Here is a 21,804-nt window from a genome sequence, read left to right as displayed (position 1 = left end):
ATTAACGCACCTCCTCGCTTTCCTTTGCCAGTTTCACCTGTTGAATGCCCAATCCTGTCTCTTCTGGTAATCGAATGATTTTCCCATCATATTCAATCCCTCCGGTGACGGCATCATGCTCCAACATCAAAGGCGCGTCAAAATCGAAACGGGTGATATTCGGTTGACTTGCCGCCAAATGGGCCGCTGCCGTAATACCCAATTTTGTCTCGATCATACTGCCGATCATGCATTCCATTCCATAGGATGCAGCCAGCTTGGCAATTTTCAACCCGTTATGAATACCGCCTGCCTTCATCAGTTTAATGTTGATCAGGTCGGCGCAGTGTGACGACAATATTTCCCTGGCATCTTCCGGAGAAAAAACACTTTCATCCGCCATGATCGGTGTGTCCACATGGTCTGTGACGAACTTGAGCCCGACAATATCTCCCGCTTTCACTGGCTGTTCGACCAGTTCAATATCGAGCCCTCCTTCTTCCATTTTCCGGATTGCTGTGACTGCCTCTTTTGCACGCCATCCTTGATTGGCGTCGAGCCTGATCAGAATGCTGTATCCAACACGGTCACGAATCGACTGGATTCGCCGGATGTCGGTTTCGATATCATCCTTCCCGACTTTCACTTTCAGACAGGTGAACCCCTGTGCGATGTAACGTGCCGCATCTTCTGCCATTTCTTCCGGTGTATTGACACTGACTGTATAGTCCGTTTCCAATTGATTGCGGTATCCGCCGAGCAATTGATAAAGCGGCAAACCGCAGTGTCTGGAAAAACAATCATAGACCGCCATATCCACGGCTGCTTTGGCACTCGTATTGCCTACCATACATTGATCAAGCGTTTGAAAAACATCTTCCATGGCCAATAGCGACTTGCCGATAAGCGCAGGCGCAATGACTTTTTCGACTGCATACTGAATCCCAGCAAGACTGTCTCCCGTAATCACGTGGGTGGGCGGCGCTTCCCCCCATCCTGTCGTGCCGTCTGAACAAGTCACTTTGACATAGATTGATTCGGCAATGGTGACGGTCCTTAACGCTGTCTTAAACGGTTTTTTCAAGGGAACGGCTACGCTCGCCGTCTTAATCGATTGTATATTCATTTGGTTGATACCTCCCTCCCCATAATCATCGTACTCCCGGTTCGATGGCCAGCGTCTTGCCACTGGAGGATAAATTCGCCTGGACCCCCAGTGGAACTGCCACATGCGGCTGACAGTGACCTATTCGGAATCCTTTTACGACTGGAATCCCCAAATCGGCTAAATAATCATTCAGTACTTGTTCTAGCGTCAAAGCGTTTTTCCGTTTTTTTGGTACAGCATTTTTGAAATCCCCGACCACGATACCGGCCGCCTGCTCTAACTTCCCGGCCAATCGCAGCTGGTTGAGCATGCCGTCAATCCGGTATGGTTCCTCATCGATATCTTCGATCAACAGCAATTTTCCAGCCGTCTCGATTTCATACGGTGTTCCTAACGTGCTGCACAGCAAACTTAAGTTCCCCCCTGTAAGTTCGCCCTGAGCCTCTCCCTCCGCAATCACTTCTAACGGGGCGATTTCCTCTGAATACAAAATCTTTGTTGGTTCAAAAAGCTGGTTGAACATTTGCCGGGAGAGGGGGTCAAATTCTGCTTCCCCGATATCTGAGCTAACCATCGGTCCGTGAAAGGTGACCATATCGGAACATTGTTGAAATGCAGTATGTAAAAAAGTAATATCACTATAGCCCCAAAACACCTTGGGATTGGCGGCGATCAGCTGATAATCGATTTTGTCGGCGATTCTCGCCGTCCCGTAACCTCCGCACATACATATGATACCGGCTATTCGCGGGTCTCTGAACATCTCATGTAATTCTGTCAGGCGATTTGCATCTGTCCCTGCCAGATAACCGTATCTATCATTGCTGTGTTCTCCAATTTTCACGTTCAATCCCAATGATTCAATAAAGGCTATGCCTTTTTCGAGATTGGCCGGGTTGGGTGGACTGGCTGGAGCGATCAGGCCTACGGTATCGCCTGCCTTCAAACGGTTTGGTAACTTCATGACTTCCTCCTCTTCCACCAGCGGACACTGCTGAAGCTTCCCGAGCATCTCACCGTACGGTTGTTGTCAAACCATTCTTTACCTTGTTGCAAGAAAAGGCCCATACCGGCCAGCCTGGCGGATGATCGAATCCCTTTATTCCAGGCCGGGCAGTATTGAGCCAAATCTCATTAGCTATAAGGATATCCGTTAGTTTTTGTCAGCCCACTTCAGTTCCATATAACCTACAGGGTGACGGACAATTCCGGATACATTATCTTTATGCAAGAACACTTGATTGTAGAAATTGACCGGTACAATCGGCATTTCCTCAAACAATACTTTTTCCGCTTCGTACATCAACTCCCAACGTTTTTCTTCGTCTGCTTCCTCCTTGGCCCGGGCAATCAAATCGTCGTATTTTTCATTTGACCAACCGGTCCGGTTCATCGAAGAATCTGTGACGAAGCTTTCCAGGAAGTTGATCGGGTCTCCATAGTCAGCCAGGAAGGAACTGCGGGAAAGCTGGTGTTTCAAATCCTTTTGGTCTTGAAGGAACACGTTCCATTCAGCATTTTCCAGAGTGATTTCAATTCCAAGATCCTGTTGGAAGCGCTGCTGGACGGTTTCTGCTATTTTCTTGTTGTCATCGCTTGTGTTATAAGTCAATGTAATCGGGGGAAGTTCATCATAGCCTTCTTCTTCCATTCCTTCTTCCAACAGCTTTTTCGCTTGTTCCGGGTCATATTCTACCAAGTCACCATTTGTTTCACGGAAATCATTTCCGGAAGGATCTTCAAATCCGTATGAAACAAAACCGCGAGCCGGTTTTTCCCCTTTTTTCGTAACGTATTCAACAATTTCATCCTGGTTGACCGCCATGGCCAGGGCTTTACGGATTTTTACATTCTGGAACGGTTCCTTGTTGACATTGAACCGGTAGAACTGTGTGCCAGCCTGCGGGTCGATTACCACTTGATCGCTGTCGAGCAGATCTTCAGCCAAATCAGCCGGTATCTCCGAGGTGTCCAAATCGCCGCTTTCAAACATTTGATATTCCGTGTTTGTTTCATTTACCATGGCCCAATGTACTTCATCCAGTTTGACGGTGTCTTTATCCCAGTACTGGTCGTTTTTCACCATGGTAAAGTCGCTATCATGGTTCCACTCACTCAGTTTGAACGGTCCGTTGGCGACAAATGTGTCCGCTTCTGCATACCATTCCGGATTTTCTTCTGCCACAGCCTTGTTGACAGGGAAAAACGCCGGGTTGGAAATGACATTAAGGAAAAAGCCTGTCGGTGCTTCCAGTGTCACTTTGAATGTCTTCTCGTCCACTGCTTCCAATCCTAAGTCATCAGCGCTTCCTTCCCCACTGTTGAACGCTTCTCCCCCTTTGATGAAATATCCGAGAAATGCAGAAGAAAAGCCTTCCTCCGGATCAAGCAGCCGGGTCCATGCGTAAACAAAGTCATCGGCCGTCACGTCATCGCCATTCGACCACTTGGCGTTGTCCCGGATATGGAAGGTATATTCTAATCCATCATCAGAGATATCCCAGGATTCCGCTGTTGCCGCTTGTGGCTTATGGTCCTGACCCAATCGGGTGAGTCCTTCCATCAGGTTGTTCAATGACTGCCAAGAGGCTGCGTCGAATCCTTCCGGCGGATCGAAGGATGTCGGTTCCACCCCGTTGTTCAGACGAAGCACCTTGTCTCCGCTGTTTTCACTTGTTCCTTCTTCTGTCGTCCCTGTCTGATCTCCTGAATCCTGATCCTCTTCGCCTGCGCTTTCATTGGCCGTACAAGCGGCCAAAACGAACACTGCCAGCAATACAAATAAAATCGACAAGCCCTTCTTCATGTAAATCCCCCTTTTTTTTGGTTACTTTCTTGTCCCTGCCATGGTAGAGACTAGCTGTGCCCTTTGATCCTGCAGCCAGCAGTCCACATCATGCGTACTGCTGAGTGACGCTGAATCGGGATACACTTTATCACACACCTCCATCGCAAACGGACACCTTGCAGTAAAAGGGCATCCTTGCGGGGGTGAGAATAAATCAGGTGGTGTTCCGTCGATCGGAATAAGATCATCTTCTTCTATATCCAACCGTGGAACGGAATTTAGCAATCCTTTTGTATATGGATGCTGGGGTTCATAAAATATTTCCCGCTTGGTTCCGACTTCGATTATTTTACCTGCATACATGACAGCAATCCTGTCGGCGATTTTGGCAACCACCCCGAGGTCATGGGTGATTAGAATAATCGATACTCCTGTCCGTTCCTGGATTTTCCCGAACAACTCCAAAATTTGCGCTTGTATTGTGACGTCAAGCGCAGTCGTCGGTTCGTCGGCTATCAACAAATCAGGGTCACAAATCAACGCCATGGCAATGACTACCCGTTGCCGCATACCTCCGCTGAACTGATGCGGATATTGCTTCAGCCGCTCTTCAGGACTCGGAATCCCGACAAGGTTCATCATTTCCAACGCCCGCTCTTTTGCCTCCCGTCCGGATATATCCTTATGCTGCTTCAACCCTTCCGTCAGCTGATTGCCGATGGTCAGTGTCGGATTAAGTGCCGTCATAGGGTCTTGGAAAATCATCGAAATATCGACACCGCGTATTGTCCGCATTTCTTTTTCAGAAACAGTAGTCAAGTCTCGGCCCCGGTAAACAATCGAACCATTCGCGATTCTCCCGGGTGGCGTAGGAATCAAGCGCATGATGCTGTTGGATGTTACACTTTTTCCACAGCCGGATTCGCCGACAATGGCCAAAGTCTCCCCTTTTTTCAAATCGAAATTGACACCACGGACCGCCTTTACTTCCCCACCGTATGTTTTGAAGGTTACATGCAAGTCTTTTACCTCTAGTATTTTATCCATTGTTGTCACTCCCTGAGTTTCGGATCCAGGGCATCCTGAAGTCCGTCTCCTAACACATTAAAAGCAAACATCGTCAATGAGATAAATAACGCCGGAAAGAACAGGCGCCACCAGTCTCCTGACAGAATGGTGGACAGGGCATCATTCGCCATCACTCCCCAACTGGCGTACGGCGCCTGGATTCCCAGTCCCAAAAAGCTTAAAAATGCTTCTGCAAATATAGCCGTCGGCACGGTCAACGTCATCTGGACAATAATCGGTCCCATCGTGTTAGGCAAAAGGTTTTTGCGGATGATCCGCCATGATTTGGCACCGAACGACTGGGAAGCCAGTACAAACTCGTGGTTTTTCAGTTGCAGTACCTGTCCCCTTACGATCCGGGCCATGCCGACCCATCCGGTGACACTCAATGCAACGATGATCGTTGCCAGACTTGGCCCCATGACAACAAGCAACAAAATGACGACCAGCAAATACGGCAAACCATAAAGAATTTCAATGATCCGCATCATAATGTTATCGGCACGGCCGCCTTTGTAACCAGATATCCCGCCGTAAACGACCCCAATGAAGAAATCAATCAGGGCTGCCATCAGTCCGACAAACAAGGAAATCCTCGCCCCGTACCAGGTTCTGGTAAAAACATCACGCCCCAGTTCATCAGTACCGAACCAGTGCTCCGCGGATGGAGCCATATTCTGATTTGGAGGATTGATTTCCCTTACAGAATAAGGGGAAAAAATCGGTCCGAAAATTGCCAGCAGGGCGAGGAAAATCAAAAAGATCAATCCTCCCATGGCAAGCTTGTTTTTGACGAGTCGCTGCCAGGCATCACTCCAGTATGACAGCGACGGTCGGGAGACCTTCTCTGCATCTTGCCCATTTTTATCAAGCGGGCGAAACCATTCGTCCGGGATAGCTGCAGACTGCGGTTCTTTTGGTTTTTCCGCCAGACTCATGTCATTCCGCCTCCTTTTTATGCAGTTTGATCCTTGGATCCAAAATACCGTAAGCAATATCCACGAGGAAAAGCATGATGATCAGGAAAGCACTGTAAAATACGGTTGTCCCCATAATCACCGGGTAGTCCCGATTATTGATACTTTCGACAAAATACTTGCCCATTCCGGGAATCGCGAAAATTTTCTCCAAGACAAAGGTACCCGTCAAAATACCCGCCAATAACGTGCCCAAAATCGTCACGACAGGCATCAAGGCATTTTTTAAAGCATGCTTAAAGACGATTTTATACGGTGACAACCCTTTTGCTCTGGCCATTTTGATATAATCCTGTGTCAGCACTTCGAGCATGCTCGACCTGGTCAACCGGGCGATGATAGCCATCGGCCCCGTCGCCAAGGCGATTACCGGAAGAATCATGTGCTTCGGGCTGCTCCAGGTGGCCGCCGGGAGGATTTTCCACGTCACGGCAAACGATTGAATCAGCTGGGTGGCCAAAATAAAATTGGGAATCGAGATTCCGAGCACGGCAATCGCCATTGCAGCATAATCAATGATCCCGTTATGGCGGAGGGCCGCGATGATTCCGAGCAATATTCCGGAAATAATCGCCACGATCACGGATACCAATCCAAGTTCCAGGGAAATCGGAAAACCTCTGCCGAGCAAATCATTGACCGTTGAAGTCGGCTGCTTGATCGATGGTCCAAAATCAAAGGTGACAATCGATTTTAAGTAAAGCAGGTATTGGATATACATTGGTTCATCCAGATGGTAGTGAGCCTCCAAATTGGCCTGCACCGCTTCACTCGTCCCCCTCTCCTGGTTGAACGGAGAACCGGGAATCGCATGCATCAAAACAAACGTCAAGGTGACGATGATTAAAATGGTGACCAGCATGATCAGAAATCGTTTCGCTATGTATCGCAGCATGGCTTCCCTCCTAACTGAACGTCGTGCGCATCGCCAGTTCGGTCATGACCAGCATCGCCTGATACGCTTCGAGGATGCTTTTGGCCGGAAATCTGACGGTAGTAGTTCCAGGTTCGATTTCTGTCCCAGGCATCAAGTTGGCCCATTCCGCCTGGCCATAATTGGTGAATTCGATCCGCAGCACCGGATTGTCCGGAGGTGTGAGCGGCTTGACATTCTGTCGGTTTTCCAGGGCTGCGCCCGCCTGCCTTTGCAGCAGCTCTCCCGCCTTTTTCGGGGAAAGGGTTTTGACCGCAGACCGGGAGATTGTTGTTTTGACCGGGGCTGTGACAATGTTCGGGATAAGCTGCTCTGCTTCTTGGCAGGCACAGTCATCTCCTGCCACCATTAAAACTGGCACGCCGTAGTATCCCGCCACAAAGGCATTGAATCCCAGTTCGCCGACAGGCTGGTCGTTGATGAAGAAATTGCGGACTCCGAACGTCATCGAATGAGACATCACGCCTCTTTGTCCTGCACGGGCGTGATAGCCGAGAAACATTGCTCCTATGTAACTGTCATCTAAATTTTGTACCATAGAAAAGGGTTTTACATCGCCTGTTATGAGTGATGCTTCTGGATGGATTGCGTCAATTAAGAGGTTGTTCATTTTGGAGTGGCTGTCATTGACTACTATTTCGTCACAGCCAAATTCACTTGCAGCTTCGATTACATGGTTGGCTTCTTCTGTCATGATTTTGCGGGCGCGTTCATAATTGTGCTTGTCTGAGTCAACGAAGGTTTGATCCGGCAGCCCGGTTATTCCCTCCATATCCACTGATAAGAAAAGTTTCATTTACCCTGCTCCTTCTTTTGGTGTAAAAGCATAGAAATGGAAATCCTTACATAGACATGATTTTAACACAATTTTATAAAAATTTAAACAATTCTTTCGATTCTTCTGTCAAGGGGCTTGTTTATTTTTGGATAGCTGCAAAAATTCGCCTTTTGGGGAATAAATGGAATCCTGGAGGGCGTTAAGACGTTTTATCACAGCACACTCGCATAGTGAACATTCACTTAAGGAAAGAGACTTCTTGATTGTGAAAAACCCACTAAGGGCGTTCTAATAACCAAAAAAGCAGACCAGAAGGAATACCCGAAGACTCATGCAAGAGGAGATGCCTCAAAGAGACCCACAGAGCGTTAACCGGAGGAGGCACAGAAACCGACCGAAGAAAGCGCAATATTACTACGAGGACAGTTCTGCCTCCTTTCTTAAGGATAAAATTTTCACCACATAAAGCATGTTATTTCCACGGTAATATCGCCATGTTAAAACTCGTTTAGAACGCTCGTCCTTTCCGGACACAAAAAAAGCGATCCTGTCCGGATAGCCCGCTGAATCGTTCATTGAACAACACAGCAGTTCCTTTCAGAATCGCTCTTTCATTCTATTAGTTAGGATGATACAGAGGTTTGATGCTGTTGATCGGCACTGACAATCACTTCGCCATCGTCAGTGACACGTTCGATATCCGCTCCCAACGAAGCGAACTTTTCAGCCAAGTTGACATAGCCACGATCGATATGCTTCAATTCGGTAACGCGCGTATAACCTTCTGCTGTCAAACCGGCTAGTATGAGAGCGGCACCTGCACGTAAATCGGTTGCAGCCACTTCTGCCCCCTGTAGCTCGACAGGACCTTCCACAATGACGCTTCTGCCTTCGATTTTCAATTTCGCATTCATGCGACGGAATTCTTCTACGTGCATAAAACGATTCTCAAACACTGTTTCGGTAATCACACTGGTGCCTTCTGCTCTTAACATCAGGGCCATCATTTGCGATTGCATGTCTGTCGGAAAACCTGGATGCGGAAGTGTCTTGATGTCGGTAGCCTTCAGCTTTTCCGGGCCGATGACACGCAGACCGTCTTCCTCTTCTTTGATATATACACCCATTTCCTCCATTTTGGAAACCAGTGAGCGCAAATGGTCCGCTTCTGCACCTCTTACTAAAACGTTACCGCCGGTAATCGCAGCGCCGACCATAAAGGTTCCTGCTTCGATCCGATCGGGAATGATCGTATGCTCGACTCCGTGCAAGGTGGAAACTCCTTCGATACGGATTGTTTCCGTTCCTGCACCGATTACTTTGGCACCCATTTTATTTAGGAAATTAGCAAGATCGACAATTTCCGGTTCTTTGGCACAGTTTTCCAATATTGTTTTACCTTCCGCAAGTGCTGCAGCCATCATGATGTTTTCGGTAGCTCCGACGCTTGGCACATCCAAATAAATTTTTGCGCCTTGCAGCCTGCCTTGTGAATGGACTTCGACAAAGCCATTGCCTACATGGACTTTTGCCCCCATCGCTTCAAAACCTTTTAAATGCAAGTCAATCGGCCGGGAACCAATGGCACAGCCCCCCGGCATCGCTACTTTAGCATGGCCGTATCTGGCCAAAAGTGGTCCTAACACAAGGACAGAGGCTCTCATTTTTCTGACGAATTCGAATGGGGCTTCCGTCTTAAGTGGTTTCGTTGCGTCTACTGTAACGGTGTTATTTGAAATGCTGATATCTGCATTCATATTGCTTAGTACTTCTTTTATCGTGTTAACATCTGCTAGTGCTGGTACTTCATGAATCGTGCTGGTTCCTTCGCTTGCAATTATACTTGCTGCGATGACAGGCAGTACGGCATTTTTGGCACCTTCTACTTTCACGGTACCATTTAGCTGCCTCCCACCACGGACGATGATTTTTTCCACTGCTCATTCTCCTCTGCGTCCAATTTCACTATATTAATATTCAGTAATTATGATAGGTGTTCCTATTGTCATGGTAGTATTGCCACTCGCATCTTCACGAGCAGCTAGCTGGATATTCATTAGGCTGTCCTTGCCGGGGATGGTTTGTTCCCAATAAGGGGTATAACCCGACAGAACGGTGAAATCTTTTTCCTGTATGCGATCTAGTGCTTGAACATTCAATTTTTCTACAAATTTTTCAAAAAAATAAACCTTATTCATTTTATCATCTGACAGTAGTGTCAGACAAGCAAATTTTTTTACATTTGTAGTAAATAATGCTTTAGTCACACTCTCCGATTTAGCATGGTAGTAAGACTCTGTCTGTTCATTCCACCTTTCACCCGTAAGTGAATAGCTGATTTGGATACCACCTTGTTCATTTTTAGGCACAATCATGATAAAGGTTTCGGTCGATTGCGTTTTTTTATGGAGGTTGCTGGCAGTCCATTTTTCTGCCTGGCTCGTTTCCTCTCTATTAATGTCGGACGCAGGGAAATAGCTTTCTAGTTTTCTAGCAATCTCGTGGGCACGGTTTCTGTCCAGTTCATCTTTCATGACTATCTGCCACTTTTCCAGCGGGAGTTGCTCCTGTTCTGCCAATTGGATCAATTGCTCGATTGGTTCTTTTTGTATGGATGCATGAACGAATGATTGCAATGAAACCATGATACCTATTGTTATCACGAGAATGAACCGGATTTTCATTTATATTCTCTCCCTCAGCTTATGAATGAGTGCTTGGACTCTTTCACAAGTATTGACCGGAGAGCAAAAAAAATACGGTTCTTTTCTCGTCATGATTTGACATCCGGTTCACGTTTTCGTGAACTTCGCGTCAAAAAAGAAAGATTAGCTGCTGGGACCATTGCAAGAAGTCCAAAAAGAACCTGCTTACAGTCGTGCCAATTGCAATTGTGATAAATATCAACAAAATATTGGCTTCCATTATGCGTCCTTTTTTAATAAGAGGTTCTAAATTAATGCCTTGCAGCACCCTCCACGTGATAATGATAAAAATCAAGTGAGAAATCATACTGATAAGCGCTTCTTGGCCAAGTGATTGCATCAATTGGATCACACCTTTTCTTTTTGTTGTCGCATCGTTTGTTTACTAGTAAAACATTGCCACGGACAAAAAGAAATGTCAACGGGTGATTGTTTGATTCTGGTAGTGTAATACCTTTATTTCAAATTACCTAAACGTAAAAATGGACAAGGCGGGCGGATAGGCTATTCGAATTACTACAGATGGGGAGAGGGTCGGGCCTTCTGTTTGTCTGAATTCGGCCGAATATGACTGTTATTTCCCGGGGAATATCGACACTGGCTTTTCTTTTCTTGCATTGAATCAGCATCTTTTGGTTTTTAAGACAGCGTTCTGCCATTATTGTTTAAAAATGGGGAAGATTGAATTGGGGGAGGGCACGGACTTGCGTCTGCTAGCAGGGGGATTTTATCCAGGCTCTCTCGAAAGCTCTCTTCGCTAAGCCATGGCATCGAGTTACAATACCTGTCATCGAACGGTTATTCAGGTTATTGCCATTGCCTCAGAATAATAGCTTTCACCAGAGCAATCCTTGATAATTTTAGAAATATATAGCTTACATAGACTCAGACGGGGCGCGGGGGGTTAACTATGGAAAACTGATCACTATCCATGCTTCCCCAGCGGGGTCAAACATCAAAAGAACATTAAATCAGCGATGTGGAATTTTAGCTGCTGGTATTTACGGCCAGGTTGCTTAGAAGGCTCAAACGATAAAAAAGACTTTAATGCTTTTGCAGCAATTAAAGTCTTTTTTTCGTTAAGTGTGCTTATCGATTTTCCACTACGTCCAGACGGTTGATTGCACGTCTAAGCGCATTTTCAGCCCTTCTGAAGTCGATATCGTCCTGCTTAGTCTGCAGACGTCTTTCGGCCCGTTCTTTTGCTTTGCGGGCACGTTCCACATCGATTTCGGTCGGTTTTTCCGCCGATTGTGCCAAGATAGTGACCTTATCAGGTCGTACTTCGACAAATCCGCCATTCACCGCCAGCTTTTTCGTGTCGTCCTGCCCTTTCAAACGCACAGCACCGATCGATAACGGAGCAACCAATGGAATGTGACCATGCAAAATACCGAGTTCACCGTTTTCCGCCTTTAAACTAACCATTTCGAAAGCATCTTCCATTACAGGGCCATCAGGAGTGACAACACTCACCATTAGTGTTTTCAATGAAACCCCTCCTCGGGCTGGAATATGGCTACATTCAACAGCCGTTTCTTTAAAAATGCCAGAAGAAGGCCGGTAAAGCTGTCATCTGCTTTTACCAGCCTTGACCGGCCTTAGAATTTACGCCATTTGTTGAGCTTTCTCGACTACTTCCTCGATACGGCCAACCAAACGGAATGCATCTTCCGGTACATCATCATGTTTTCCGTCCAAAATTTCCCGGAAGCCTTTTACAGTTTCCTGAACAGGTACATAGGAACCTTTTTGGCCCGTAAACTGTTCTGCTACGTGGAAGTTTTGAGACAGGAAGAACTGAATGCGGCGGGCTCTGGAAACTGTCAGTTTATCCTCGTCCGTCAGTTCATCCATACCAAGGATGGCGATGATATCCTGTAATTCTTTATAACGTTGCAAGGTACGTTGCACCTCACGGGCGACTTCATAATGCTCTTCTCCGACTACTTCCGGATCCAGTGCACGGGAAGTGGACGCCAGTGGGTCCACGGCAGGATAGATACCCTGTTCCGATAACTTACGATCCAGGTTGGTCGTTGCATCCAAGTGGGCAAACGTTGTTGCCGGAGCCGGGTCGGTATAGTCATCGGCAGGCACGTAAATGGCCTGGATGGATGTAACCGATCCTTTATCCGTCGAGGTGATCCGTTCTTGCAGTTGCCCCATCTCTGTTGCCAATGTTGGCTGATAACCAACAGCAGAAGGCATACGGCCAAGCAATGCAGATACTTCCGAACCTGCTTGGGTGAATCGGAAAATATTATCGATAAACAGCAACACGTCCTGGCCTTGCTCATCACGGAAGTATTCCGCCATGGTCAAGCCTGTCAGGGCAACACGCATACGTGCTCCCGGCGGCTCGTTCATCTGACCGAAAACCATCGCTGTTTTGCTGATAACGCCTGAGTCTTTCATTTCATAATACAAGTCGTTTCCTTCACGCGTACGTTCCCCTACACCGGCGAATACAGAAATGCCGCCGTGCTCCTGGGCGATGTTGTTGATCAGTTCCTGGATCAGTACGGTTTTACCAACACCTGCACCCCCGAACAAACCAATTTTACCACCTTTGATATATGGAGCGAGCAAGTCAACGACCTTGATTCCTGTTTCCAGGATTTCTGTTTCTGTTGCAAGGTTTTCGAACTTAGGCGACTGACGGTGAATCGGGTCACGTCGCACCCCTTCGGCCAACGGTTCGTCCAAGTCGATTTTTCCACCCAGCACGTTGAACACCCGGCCGAGTGTGACATCGCCTACGGGCACGGAGATCGGTGCACCTGTATCCACTACTTCTGTACCACGCTGAACCCCTTCTGTCGATGACATGGCAATTGTACGAACACTGTCATCGCCCAAGTGCAGTGCGACTTCTAAAACGAGTTCGCTGCTGGATTCATTTTCATCTTGTGAGGCATATTGCACGCGTAATGCGTTATAAATTTCCGGAAGCTGTCCGCTTTCGAATTTTACGTCCACGACAGGTCCCATGATTTGGGTAACGCGTCCTTTGCTCATCGATTTCCCTCCTAACTTACTATAATGGAGCTATTCTTGTGCCGCTGCTCCACCAACGATTTCTGTGATTTCCTGGGTGATGGCTGCCTGACGTGCACGGTTGTAAGACAACGAAAGATCATCGATCAGATCATTGGCATTGTCCGTAGCACTTTGCATGGCAGTCATCCGGGCAGCATGTTCACTTGCTTTTCCGTCCAACAAGGCACCGTAAAGCACGCTCTCCGCATATTGCGGCAGCAGAACCTCTAGGATTTCTTCCTGGTTCGGCTCGTACTCATAGCTGCTCAACTGCTTGCCTTCCGTACCGATATTCGTCAAAGGAAGCAGTTTTGTTGTCGATACCTCTTGCGAAATCGCACTTACATAATGGTTATAATAAATGTTCAATTCGTCAATTTCTTCATCGATGTACATCTGTACCGTCTCAGAAGTCAGATCTTTTATGTCAGCAAAATTCGGCTGGTCGGCCAGCCCGGTGATTTCCCTGGCGATCGGCATGTCCCGTTTCGCAAAGAAATCTCTTCCCACACGGCCGACAGCGATTACGATATACTCATCTTTCGACTGATGCCTTGCCTGAATATCACGATAAACTGTCCGCAAGATACTGCTGTTGTATGCCCCCGCCAGGCCACGGTCCGAAGTGATGACGAAATAAGCAGTCTTTTTCACTTCCCGCGCCTGCAGCATCGGATGGTTGGCTACATCGCCGCCATTTGCGATGCTTGCGACCACTTCCTGGATCTTTTCGCTATATGGCACGAACGATCTTGCGTTTTGCTCTGCTTTATTCATTTTCGAAGCAGATACCATTTGCATCGCGTTGGTGATTTGCTTCGTTTTCTTGGTCGAGTTTATCCGGGTTTGGATATCTCTTAATGAAGCCACGCTGTCTCACCACCCTTTCTTCAAAGGTTCACGCCGGAATAGATCCTGTCTGATTCCCAACGTCCTCCTGCCTTCTTTCTCATGAGCTTATGCAGATACTACAAAGCTCTTTTTGAACTCTTCGACAGCATTGTTCATATCTTCCGTTTCCGCAAGTTTTCCTGTTTCGCGGATTGTTTTCAGCAATTCAGCTTTATTGTTGCGCAGCCATTCGTGGAACTCACCTTCGAAGCGCGTAATATCTTCCACTGGAATATCATCGAGATATCCTTGAGTCAAAGCGTAAATGATCATGACCTGATTTTCCACTTTCAATGGCTTGTGCAATCCCTGCTTCAATACCTCTACTGTCCGTGCACCACGGTTCAGTTTTGCTTGAGTCGCTTTATCCAAGTCGGACCCGAATTGAGCGAAAGATTCCAGTTCACGGTAGGACGCCAAGTCAAGACGCAGTGTACCGGCTACCTTTTTCATTGCTTTGATTTGTGCAGATCCGCCGACACGGGATACCGATAGACCCGGGTTGATTGCCGGACGTACACCGGAGAAGAACAAGTCCGACTGCAAGAAAATCTGCCCATCTGTGATGGAGATGACGTTTGTCGGAATGTAGGCTGAGATATCCCCTGCCTGTGTTTCAACGAAAGGCAGTGCGGTCAACGAACCAGCGCCTTTGTCGTCGCTTAGCTTGGCAGCACGTTCCAACAGACGGGAGTGCAAGTAGAAAACATCCCCCGGGAATGCTTCACGGCCTGGCGGACGGCGAAGCAAGAGGGAAAGTTCACGATAAGCAGCTGCCTGTTTGGACAAGTCATCGTAAACGACCAGAACATGCTTGCCGTTGTACATGAATTCTTCACCCATGGTAACACCTGCATATGGTGCCAGGTATAGAAGCGGTGCTGGTTCAGATGCTCCAGCAGACACGACAATCGTATAATCCAATGCGCCATAGCGGCGAAGGGTCTCTACAGTTCCGCGTACGGTCGAATCCTTTTGTCCGATGGCTACATAAATACAAATCATATCTTGATCTTTCTGATTCAAAATCGCGTCGATTGCGACGGTCGTTTTACCTGTTTGACGGTCCCCGATGATCAGTTCACGCTGGCCGCGTCCGATCGGTACAAGGGCGTCGATTGCTTTGATACCCGTTTGAAGTGGTTCATGAACGGACTTACGATCCATTACTCCAGGTGCCGGAGATTCGATCGGACGGGTTTTTCCTGTTTCAATCGGTCCTTTTCCGTCTACCGGCTGACCCAGCGGATTGACGACGCGTCCCAGCAATTCATCTCCTACTGGCACCTGCATAATCCGTCCGGTACGACGTACTTCGTCTCCCTCACGGATATCTTGATATGGTCCCAAAATGACGATACCTACATTGCTTTCTTCCAGGTTTTGTGCCATTCCCATGACACCGTTGGAAAACTCGACAAGTTCTCCAGCCATAACGTCATCAAGACCATGAGCACGGGCAATACCGTCCCCGATTTCAATTACTGTCCCTACATCGTTGACTTCTATATCAGATTGATAGTTCTCAATTTGCTGTTTGATCAGCGCACTGATTTCTTCAGCTTTAATGCTCATGCCATTTCACCCCTATCATCAATTATTTCGCGGATACGATATTTCGTTCGATTCGCTCGAGCTTGCCACTGATGGTTCCATCATAGATCGTGTTGCCAATCTTCAGTCTGACTCCGCCGAGAATCGACGGATCGACGATATTGGTGATCTTCAACTCATTTTTAGCGAGTTTTTTTGCAAAAACTTGAGAAAGCTGTTCCTGCTCCGCTTCGGTCAGTTCCCGAACAGAATAAACGGTTGCTTCCGCTATCCCTTTCGCATCATGCACTAATTCGATAAAGTGACTAATTATGGATGGAATGAGTTCTTCGCGGTGGCGGTCAACAAGCAATGACAGTGTATTGACCACATCGGAAGAAAAGTCTTGAAACGTCTCACGGATGAGTTGTTTCTTTTTATCATTATTAACTCTTGGATGCTTCAGGAAAGGTAGTAATTCTTTATTGTTTTGAAACACTTCTTGTAAAATGTGAAACTGTTGTTCAAGCTGGTCGACGGCTTTTTTTTCTTCCGCCAGTTGAAAAAGAGCATCTGCGTATCGTTTGGCAACTATGGCTTCACTCATCGCTCTTCTCCTACCTCTTTGATATATTCATTGATCAGTTGCTCTTGGTCTTGCGTATTGATTTCTTTTTCAATCACCTTGCTGGCGATTTGCACGGACAAGGTAGCAACTTGATCTTGCAATGCTTTGATCGCTTTTTCTTTTTCCTGCTCAATGTCTTCCTGAGCGGAAATTTTGATGCGCTCTGCTGTTTCGCGGGCTGCTTCGATGATTTGCTGTTCTTGCTTCTGTCCGGCTTTTTTCGCATCTTCGATAATAGATTGCGCTTCCTGCCGGGTGTTCTTCAGCTCTTCAGCAGCTTCGCGTGATGCACGCTCTGCTTCGGCACGGTTCTTTTCCGCCGTCTCGATTTCACTTGCTATATGGTCTTCCCTTTGCTTCATGACATTCATCAACGGGCCCCATGCAAACTTGCGCAAGAGGAGCAATAATACAATAAAGAAAAACAACTGGGTTAACATGTCCCCCACTAGGAGACCGCCCGGCCCAGCATTAATGATCAGCCAACCTGTGTATTGCACAGCATTCACTCCTTTCATCGTCGGTAACCGGTTTATTCGTCAACATTGCTATGTTTCTTCAAGCGTAAAGGAAAGGCGAAAGTTCAAATCAATGAACTTCGCCAATGTATTTAAGTTTTATCTCAATGTTTTGTTACATGACGATAAGCGCGATTACTACCGCGATGATCGGCATTGCCTCAACTAGACCTACACCAATGAACATGGTTGTCTGCAGGGCGCTGCGCAATTCTGGCTGACGAGCGATCCCTTCTACTGTACGACTTACAATCAAACCGTTACCAATACCTGCGCCTAGTGCGGCTAGTCCTACTGCGATTGCAGCTGCTAAAGCTCCCATAATAAAAATCCTCCTCTAGAATATATGAATTTAGTTAATTCCTGATTTTTCAGTATTTCATAAGCAGGTGTCCGGTACTTCCGTAACTCCCCGTTCACAAAAACTGACCCGGGTTCCTCTCTGCCTGTTTGAATAGGCAAGCAGCGGGAATACCCTTAATATATAATTTTTAATGATCCGAGCTCACTTTGTGAGACATATAGACCATTGTCAACATAGTGAAAATGAAGGCCTGGATAGCTCCAATAAACAAACTGAATCCTTGCCATGCCAACATCGGGATTGCCCCTCCAAGGAATCCTACTGCACCAGAAGCGGTAAGACCCGCCAGCAATCCAAGCAAGATTTCCCCTGCATAAATATTTCCGAAAAGACGAAGACCAAGCGTCAACGTATTCGAGAATTCTTCCAGCAGTTTAATCGGGAATAAGAATGGCAAAGGACGGAAGTAATCTTTTCCGTATTCCTTCACACCCCTCATCTTGATTCCATAGTAGTGCGTCAACACGATTACCATGGTCGACAGTGTCAGTGTGATGCCTGCATCCGATGTCGGAGACTTCCACCAAAGATGGTGTTCTGAGTCTACAGCCATGAAAGCGACACCGAGAAGGTTGCTGACAAAAATGTAGGTGATCAGCGTCAGGCCTAACGGAAGGAATGTCTTCCCCGTTTTCCAATCCATCGTATCTCCGACAATTCCTTTCACGAAATCTATGACCCATTCCATGAAATTTTGGAGACCGGTTGGCTTCATCTGAAGCTTTCTTGATGCGGCGACCCCCAGGATGAAAACAAGGGTGGATGCGATCGCGATCATCAAAACGTTGGACAAGTTGAAATCAAGCCATGAGATTCCAAAAACGTCCTCGAGTAAGGGTTTTTTATGATCCAAATTTCTTCACCTCTCTTCCCAGCGCTAGTCTTTGACTCTAAATATTGCAAAATCTATCATAATGACAACGTAAACTGTCATTAATCCAATTAACACACCGATAAGATGGAAATATTCTTCGAACTGAAGGGCGATAAGCACAGCCGCTGCGGCTGCTGCCAATCGGGAAAAGGTGCCAATACCTTTGGTAGAACGTTGTTCAGCTGCGGCCTTGCCGAGCTGCTGGATCTTTCTTTGCATAAGCCATAGGTTGTAAAAGCCTATCACTGTTCCAAGGAGAAGTCCGAGGAAGATACGTGGATACGGTGTGAAAGCCGATCCTAGTACCAATAGTGCGAGAAGGTAGAACATCCATTTGCGCTGACGGGTTATCATATATTCGTATTGTTGCATGCTTTGTTCCCCCGTAATGAAGATGCTTGATATATTTTAAATGGATGCTTCTTTATGTACCGGCTCCAATTCAAGGCCAATTCAACCCATTGAACGATTGTCGGAACTTGTGGAAAATCAGCTTGGTTTTTATCTCTCTTTCAGAAGACGGGATTGCATCAAACCGATTAAAACGCAAAAAAATTTTGTCGAATCCGGCAAAACTTTTTCACACCTGCCCTGTTCACCAGGTCAGGTTTGTACTCATCTTACAAGCTGTACAGGTTTTAAACAAGGAATAAGCTTATCAGGAAAAGAAGCTTATGAAACCCTTATCATTCCACACTAGATTAGCATACAATAGGGGTAGTCCAATGTCAATCGGTTTCACGGAGAAAGTAGATATTGGAAAACCTTCCACGAAAACACTGTTCACCAGTACACTCCCCTTTATTATATAAGAAGGAAAACAAACACAAAAGCGACAAATTTGTGACAATTAATTAGAGTCTCGAAGTTTGAAACGAAGCAGGGGTCAAAAATAGGGGTCAGTCCCCAGAGAAAGTCGAAGACACCTAATTTCCGAAAATCGCCGGTTGTGGGGACTGACCCTCATTAACATTTGCCGGTTGGGGACACACCTTTGATGACAAAAACCCTGTAATAAAGGGTTTGTTGGTGGGATCCATGGATTTTTCGGCCGTTTTGGGGTCAGTCCCTCCGCCAACCTCGTTAACCTTACTTAGCCGGAAGAGGGACTGACCCCGGTTCCCCCGGTTCTCCGGTCATTGGTTCCTCTGTCATTCGATTTGCAGGGTGGTGGGATAACTATATTGGTGTTCTTTATCGGTTTTGATGATGATGTTGGCCAGGTATTGGCCTTTTTTTCCGATATTGCGTTTTTCCAGCACTCCTTCGACCAGGCCTGGTTCTTGATTTTGTAACTCCAGTATGGTGCGGTCATATCGAAGGGTCGATGGGTTATAAAGGTCGATGGTCAGTTTTTCCGCCCCTTCAGGAAGGTACATACGATACTGGTATTGATCATCGGTGAATGGCTTTATGGCGAATTCAACCCCCATCGCTTTCGGATACTCGGCTTCGTTAACGACAAATAAATAAGGAAGTCGATAGGCTTCCTCACCGCTATCACGTTGCAGTGTAAGCCAGCCTTGATGTATTCCGTCTTCCAACATGGTATTTGTAACCGACAAGGTAATCGGAATCTCTTTCTTCTCCCCCGCCTCTACCGTGACAGCCTTTGGCAGTTCCCATCTCAAGCCGCGCTGCTGCTTCGGGATATCAAACCGGAACTCCTGCGGCCGGTCGGATATGTTTTCTACCAACAGTTCATAGGTGCCGGTCTGTTTTCTCTCCTCTATTTTCCCAAAAGATATAAGCGGATTAAACAGGATTGTATCCGTGTTAATAGCGGCATCAATCCGCATCCGCCCCATTCCCTGGACAATCGGATCATATCGGTTTCCCTTTTCATCGTTTACCGGCAAGGCTGTCGTCAGCAGTGCTCCTTTCAGTTGCTCGTGGCTCCAGTCTGGATGGGCCTGTTTCACCAGAGCAAGTCCGCCGGCAACGTGAGGGGCTGCCATACTTGTACCCTGCAACTCCTGGTAACCGCCGGGAACTGTGCTGGTAATGGCTGCTCCAGGCGCCACAATTTCGGGCTTGATTTCCCAATTGACCGTGACCGGCCCTCTCGAACTGAAGGGCGCCATTAAATCCTGTTCCTTTTGATAATTTGTTTCCAGCCAGGTCTCCTTGACGGCGGCATTTTTTTTGAGCCATTGACCGTCCTTCTCTGAAACGGACACAACCGGAATGGCTATCGGCTCGTTTCCATCATCGATAGAACCAGCAAAGCTGCCTTTTTCGTTGTTATAAATCACCACAGCTTCAGCCCCTGCCTTCTCGGCCGCCCGGGCCTTATCGGCAAAGGGGACTGTCCCCCGTTCGATCAGCACGATTCTTCCCCTGGCATCCTCGATTTTACCGTTCTCCAGCTTCCGATGGACAATCGGGTATTTTTTTTCGAGATCCCAGGGGACTGACCCCATGAACAAATTCAAATCGATGGTTTTATCGTGCAGCTGGTCATATAAAGAGGGGGTGGTCATAGGGGGCGTGGAAGCACCGACCGAAATGGCTTTGTCTGAAGTGGCCGGCGATCCCACTGTCCAGTTTTCCGGTCCTTCGTTCCCGTTAGCCACCACCACCGAGACCCCTTTTTCAATGGCTTGATTGACGGCGGCACTCGTCGGCCAATCAGGACCGTTCACCGAGCTGCCAAGTGACATGTTGATAATATCCATGCCGTCCTTCACAGCTTTTTCCAATGCCGCTATCACCTGGACAGACGTTCCCATTCCGCCCGGACCGAGAGCACGATAGCCATAGAGCTCAGCTTCCGGTGCTACCCCCTTCATTTTGCCACGGGCAGCAATTATCCCAGCGACATGACTGCCATGGATGGTCGGCATCCCTTGGTCCACTTGGGTTTCCATCGGGTCATCATCCAAGTCGACAACATCGAATCCGCCTTGGTAGCTTGCAGCCAGGTCAGGATGCGTGTAATCGATGCCAGTATCGATTACCCCTACTTTCACACCTTTTCCGGTGTATTCACTGCCAGCCTCCGATTGAAAAAAAGCCCCCTGTTTCAAAAACTCCACACTGTTCTCTGCAGTGGCTTGATAGGTCTGTACGGGGTAGCTTTTGCGGACAAAGTCTTCGGTTTCGATTTTTTCCAGCTGGTGTGCTTTTCCGCGAACGGCCAGGCCGGTAAAAAGGGTATCATACACTTGCAAGACTTCAATAAAAGGATGATATTTTTCGATGAATTCCTTGTATGCATGAGGGTCGCCATCAACCTCGACGATGAGGGATTGGGATTCTTCTATTTCTGCGGAGGATTGTGCAGAGGGGGTAAATGTCAGCAGGATAGCGAGGACAAGAACGCACACGATATGTTTGACCATGAATAATTCTCCTCTTTTTCCCTTAGTATCCGCCATTCCGACAGAATCATGCATCGGAAAAATTCCGCGCCAGAAGCTTAGCGTGTACCTGATCAAAAGGAAGATAAAATGAGTCAGATAAACTTTCTTCGCTACTCATCGACAGGACAGGATACAGCGCTTTCCACAGGCATGATTTCATCCATTCAGAGTGCAAAAATGCTTAGATGCGGCTTTTCAACTCGCATGCTTTTCCCGCAGAAGGATCCTGTTCTTGTCAGTAAACCGCCATTC

Annotated in this window: 20 protein-coding genes; all 20 read right to left on the bottom strand. The window is 47.3% G+C overall.

The window, feature by feature from the left end; translation table 11 throughout:
• Window position 1 precedes the first annotated feature (1 nt).
• The gene (locus ABVF09_RS17160) at window positions 2-1,105 is read right to left on the bottom strand and encodes a mandelate racemase/muconate lactonizing enzyme family protein (RefSeq protein WP_371069718.1); all 1,104 of its coding nucleotides are present in this window, start codon (window positions 1,103-1,105) and stop codon (window positions 2-4) included.
• Window positions 1,106-1,130: 25 nt separating this feature from the next.
• A complete protein-coding gene (locus tag ABVF09_RS17155; protein ID WP_371069717.1) occupies window positions 1,131-2,051 on the bottom strand; it encodes a S66 peptidase family protein in 921 nt (306 codons plus the stop codon).
• A 189-nt stretch (window positions 2,052-2,240) separates the two neighbouring features.
• Window positions 2,241-3,893 carry a peptide ABC transporter substrate-binding protein gene (locus ABVF09_RS17150; RefSeq protein WP_026771874.1) on the bottom strand — a complete coding sequence of 551 codons (1,653 nt, stop codon included), beginning with the start codon at window positions 3,891-3,893 and terminating at the stop codon, window positions 2,241-2,243.
• Window positions 3,894-3,914: 21 nt separating this feature from the next.
• The gene (locus ABVF09_RS17145; RefSeq protein WP_026570757.1) at window positions 3,915-4,922 is read right to left on the bottom strand and encodes an ABC transporter ATP-binding protein; all 1,008 of its coding nucleotides are present in this window, start codon (window positions 4,920-4,922) and stop codon (window positions 3,915-3,917) included.
• Between the two features lie 5 nt (window positions 4,923-4,927).
• A complete protein-coding gene (locus ABVF09_RS17140) occupies window positions 4,928-5,881 on the bottom strand; it encodes an ABC transporter permease (protein WP_371069716.1) in 954 nt (317 codons plus the stop codon).
• Window position 5,882: 1 nt separating this feature from the next.
• A complete protein-coding gene (locus ABVF09_RS17135) occupies window positions 5,883-6,815 on the bottom strand; it encodes an ABC transporter permease (RefSeq protein ID WP_026771876.1) in 933 nt (310 codons plus the stop codon).
• A 10-nt stretch (window positions 6,816-6,825) separates the two neighbouring features.
• Window positions 6,826-7,650, bottom strand: a complete 825-nt coding sequence (locus tag ABVF09_RS17130) for a M55 family metallopeptidase (protein ID WP_026570760.1) — start codon at window positions 7,648-7,650, stop codon at window positions 6,826-6,828.
• A gap of 605 nt (window positions 7,651-8,255) precedes the next feature.
• A complete protein-coding gene (gene murA, locus ABVF09_RS17125; protein WP_153463503.1) occupies window positions 8,256-9,569 on the bottom strand; it encodes a UDP-N-acetylglucosamine 1-carboxyvinyltransferase in 1,314 nt (437 codons plus the stop codon).
• A 33-nt stretch (window positions 9,570-9,602) separates the two neighbouring features.
• Complete coding sequence (locus tag ABVF09_RS17120; protein ID WP_026570762.1) at window positions 9,603-10,316, bottom strand: YwmB family TATA-box binding protein; 714 nt, start codon at window positions 10,314-10,316, stop codon at window positions 9,603-9,605.
• Between the two features lie 130 nt (window positions 10,317-10,446).
• Window positions 10,447-10,677 (bottom strand): DUF1146 family protein, encoded by a 231-nt coding sequence (locus ABVF09_RS17115; protein ID WP_200865446.1) that lies wholly within the window; start codon window positions 10,675-10,677, stop codon window positions 10,447-10,449.
• Window positions 10,678-11,426: 749 nt separating this feature from the next.
• The gene (locus ABVF09_RS17110) at window positions 11,427-11,828 is read right to left on the bottom strand and encodes a F0F1 ATP synthase subunit epsilon (RefSeq protein WP_026570764.1); all 402 of its coding nucleotides are present in this window, start codon (window positions 11,826-11,828) and stop codon (window positions 11,427-11,429) included.
• A 117-nt stretch (window positions 11,829-11,945) separates the two neighbouring features.
• Window positions 11,946-13,358 carry a F0F1 ATP synthase subunit beta gene (gene atpD / locus ABVF09_RS17105; protein ID WP_026570765.1) on the bottom strand — a complete coding sequence of 471 codons (1,413 nt, stop codon included), beginning with the start codon at window positions 13,356-13,358 and terminating at the stop codon, window positions 11,946-11,948.
• A gap of 30 nt (window positions 13,359-13,388) precedes the next feature.
• A complete protein-coding gene (gene atpG, locus ABVF09_RS17100; RefSeq protein WP_026570766.1) occupies window positions 13,389-14,249 on the bottom strand; it encodes an ATP synthase F1 subunit gamma in 861 nt (286 codons plus the stop codon).
• Window positions 14,250-14,336: 87 nt separating this feature from the next.
• Window positions 14,337-15,845 carry a F0F1 ATP synthase subunit alpha gene (gene atpA / locus ABVF09_RS17095; RefSeq protein WP_026570767.1) on the bottom strand — a complete coding sequence of 503 codons (1,509 nt, stop codon included), beginning with the start codon at window positions 15,843-15,845 and terminating at the stop codon, window positions 14,337-14,339.
• A 22-nt stretch (window positions 15,846-15,867) separates the two neighbouring features.
• Window positions 15,868-16,410: a F0F1 ATP synthase subunit delta gene (locus ABVF09_RS17090; RefSeq protein ID WP_026570768.1), complete on the bottom strand. Its 543-nt coding sequence runs from the start codon at window positions 16,408-16,410 to the stop codon at window positions 15,868-15,870.
• Window positions 16,407-16,871, bottom strand: coding sequence for a F0F1 ATP synthase subunit B (gene atpF / locus ABVF09_RS17085; protein ID WP_371069722.1), 465 nt, complete (start codon window positions 16,869-16,871; stop codon window positions 16,407-16,409). The genes ABVF09_RS17090 and atpF overlap by 4 nt, the downstream gene beginning before the upstream one ends.
• Window positions 16,872-17,064: 193 nt before the next feature.
• Window positions 17,065-17,271 (bottom strand): F0F1 ATP synthase subunit C, encoded by a 207-nt coding sequence (atpE, locus tag ABVF09_RS17080; RefSeq protein ID WP_026570770.1) that lies wholly within the window; start codon window positions 17,269-17,271, stop codon window positions 17,065-17,067.
• A gap of 169 nt (window positions 17,272-17,440) precedes the next feature.
• Window positions 17,441-18,166: a F0F1 ATP synthase subunit A gene (gene atpB, locus ABVF09_RS17075; RefSeq protein WP_026570771.1), complete on the bottom strand. Its 726-nt coding sequence runs from the start codon at window positions 18,164-18,166 to the stop codon at window positions 17,441-17,443.
• Between the two features lie 24 nt (window positions 18,167-18,190).
• Entirely contained in the window at window positions 18,191-18,559 is a 369-nt protein-coding gene (locus ABVF09_RS17070) for an ATP synthase subunit I (protein ID WP_026570772.1), read from the bottom strand.
• A gap of 779 nt (window positions 18,560-19,338) precedes the next feature.
• Window positions 19,339-21,531: a S8 family serine peptidase gene (locus tag ABVF09_RS17065; protein ID WP_371069715.1), complete on the bottom strand. Its 2,193-nt coding sequence runs from the start codon at window positions 21,529-21,531 to the stop codon at window positions 19,339-19,341.
• Window positions 21,532-21,804 lie beyond the last annotated feature (273 nt).

Source organism: Sediminibacillus sp. JSM 1682029 (assembly GCF_041366435.1).
Taxonomy (GTDB): domain Bacteria; phylum Bacillota; class Bacilli; order Bacillales; family Amphibacillaceae; genus Sediminibacillus; species Sediminibacillus terrae.
This window is presented reverse-complemented; position numbering and strand designations above follow the sequence as displayed.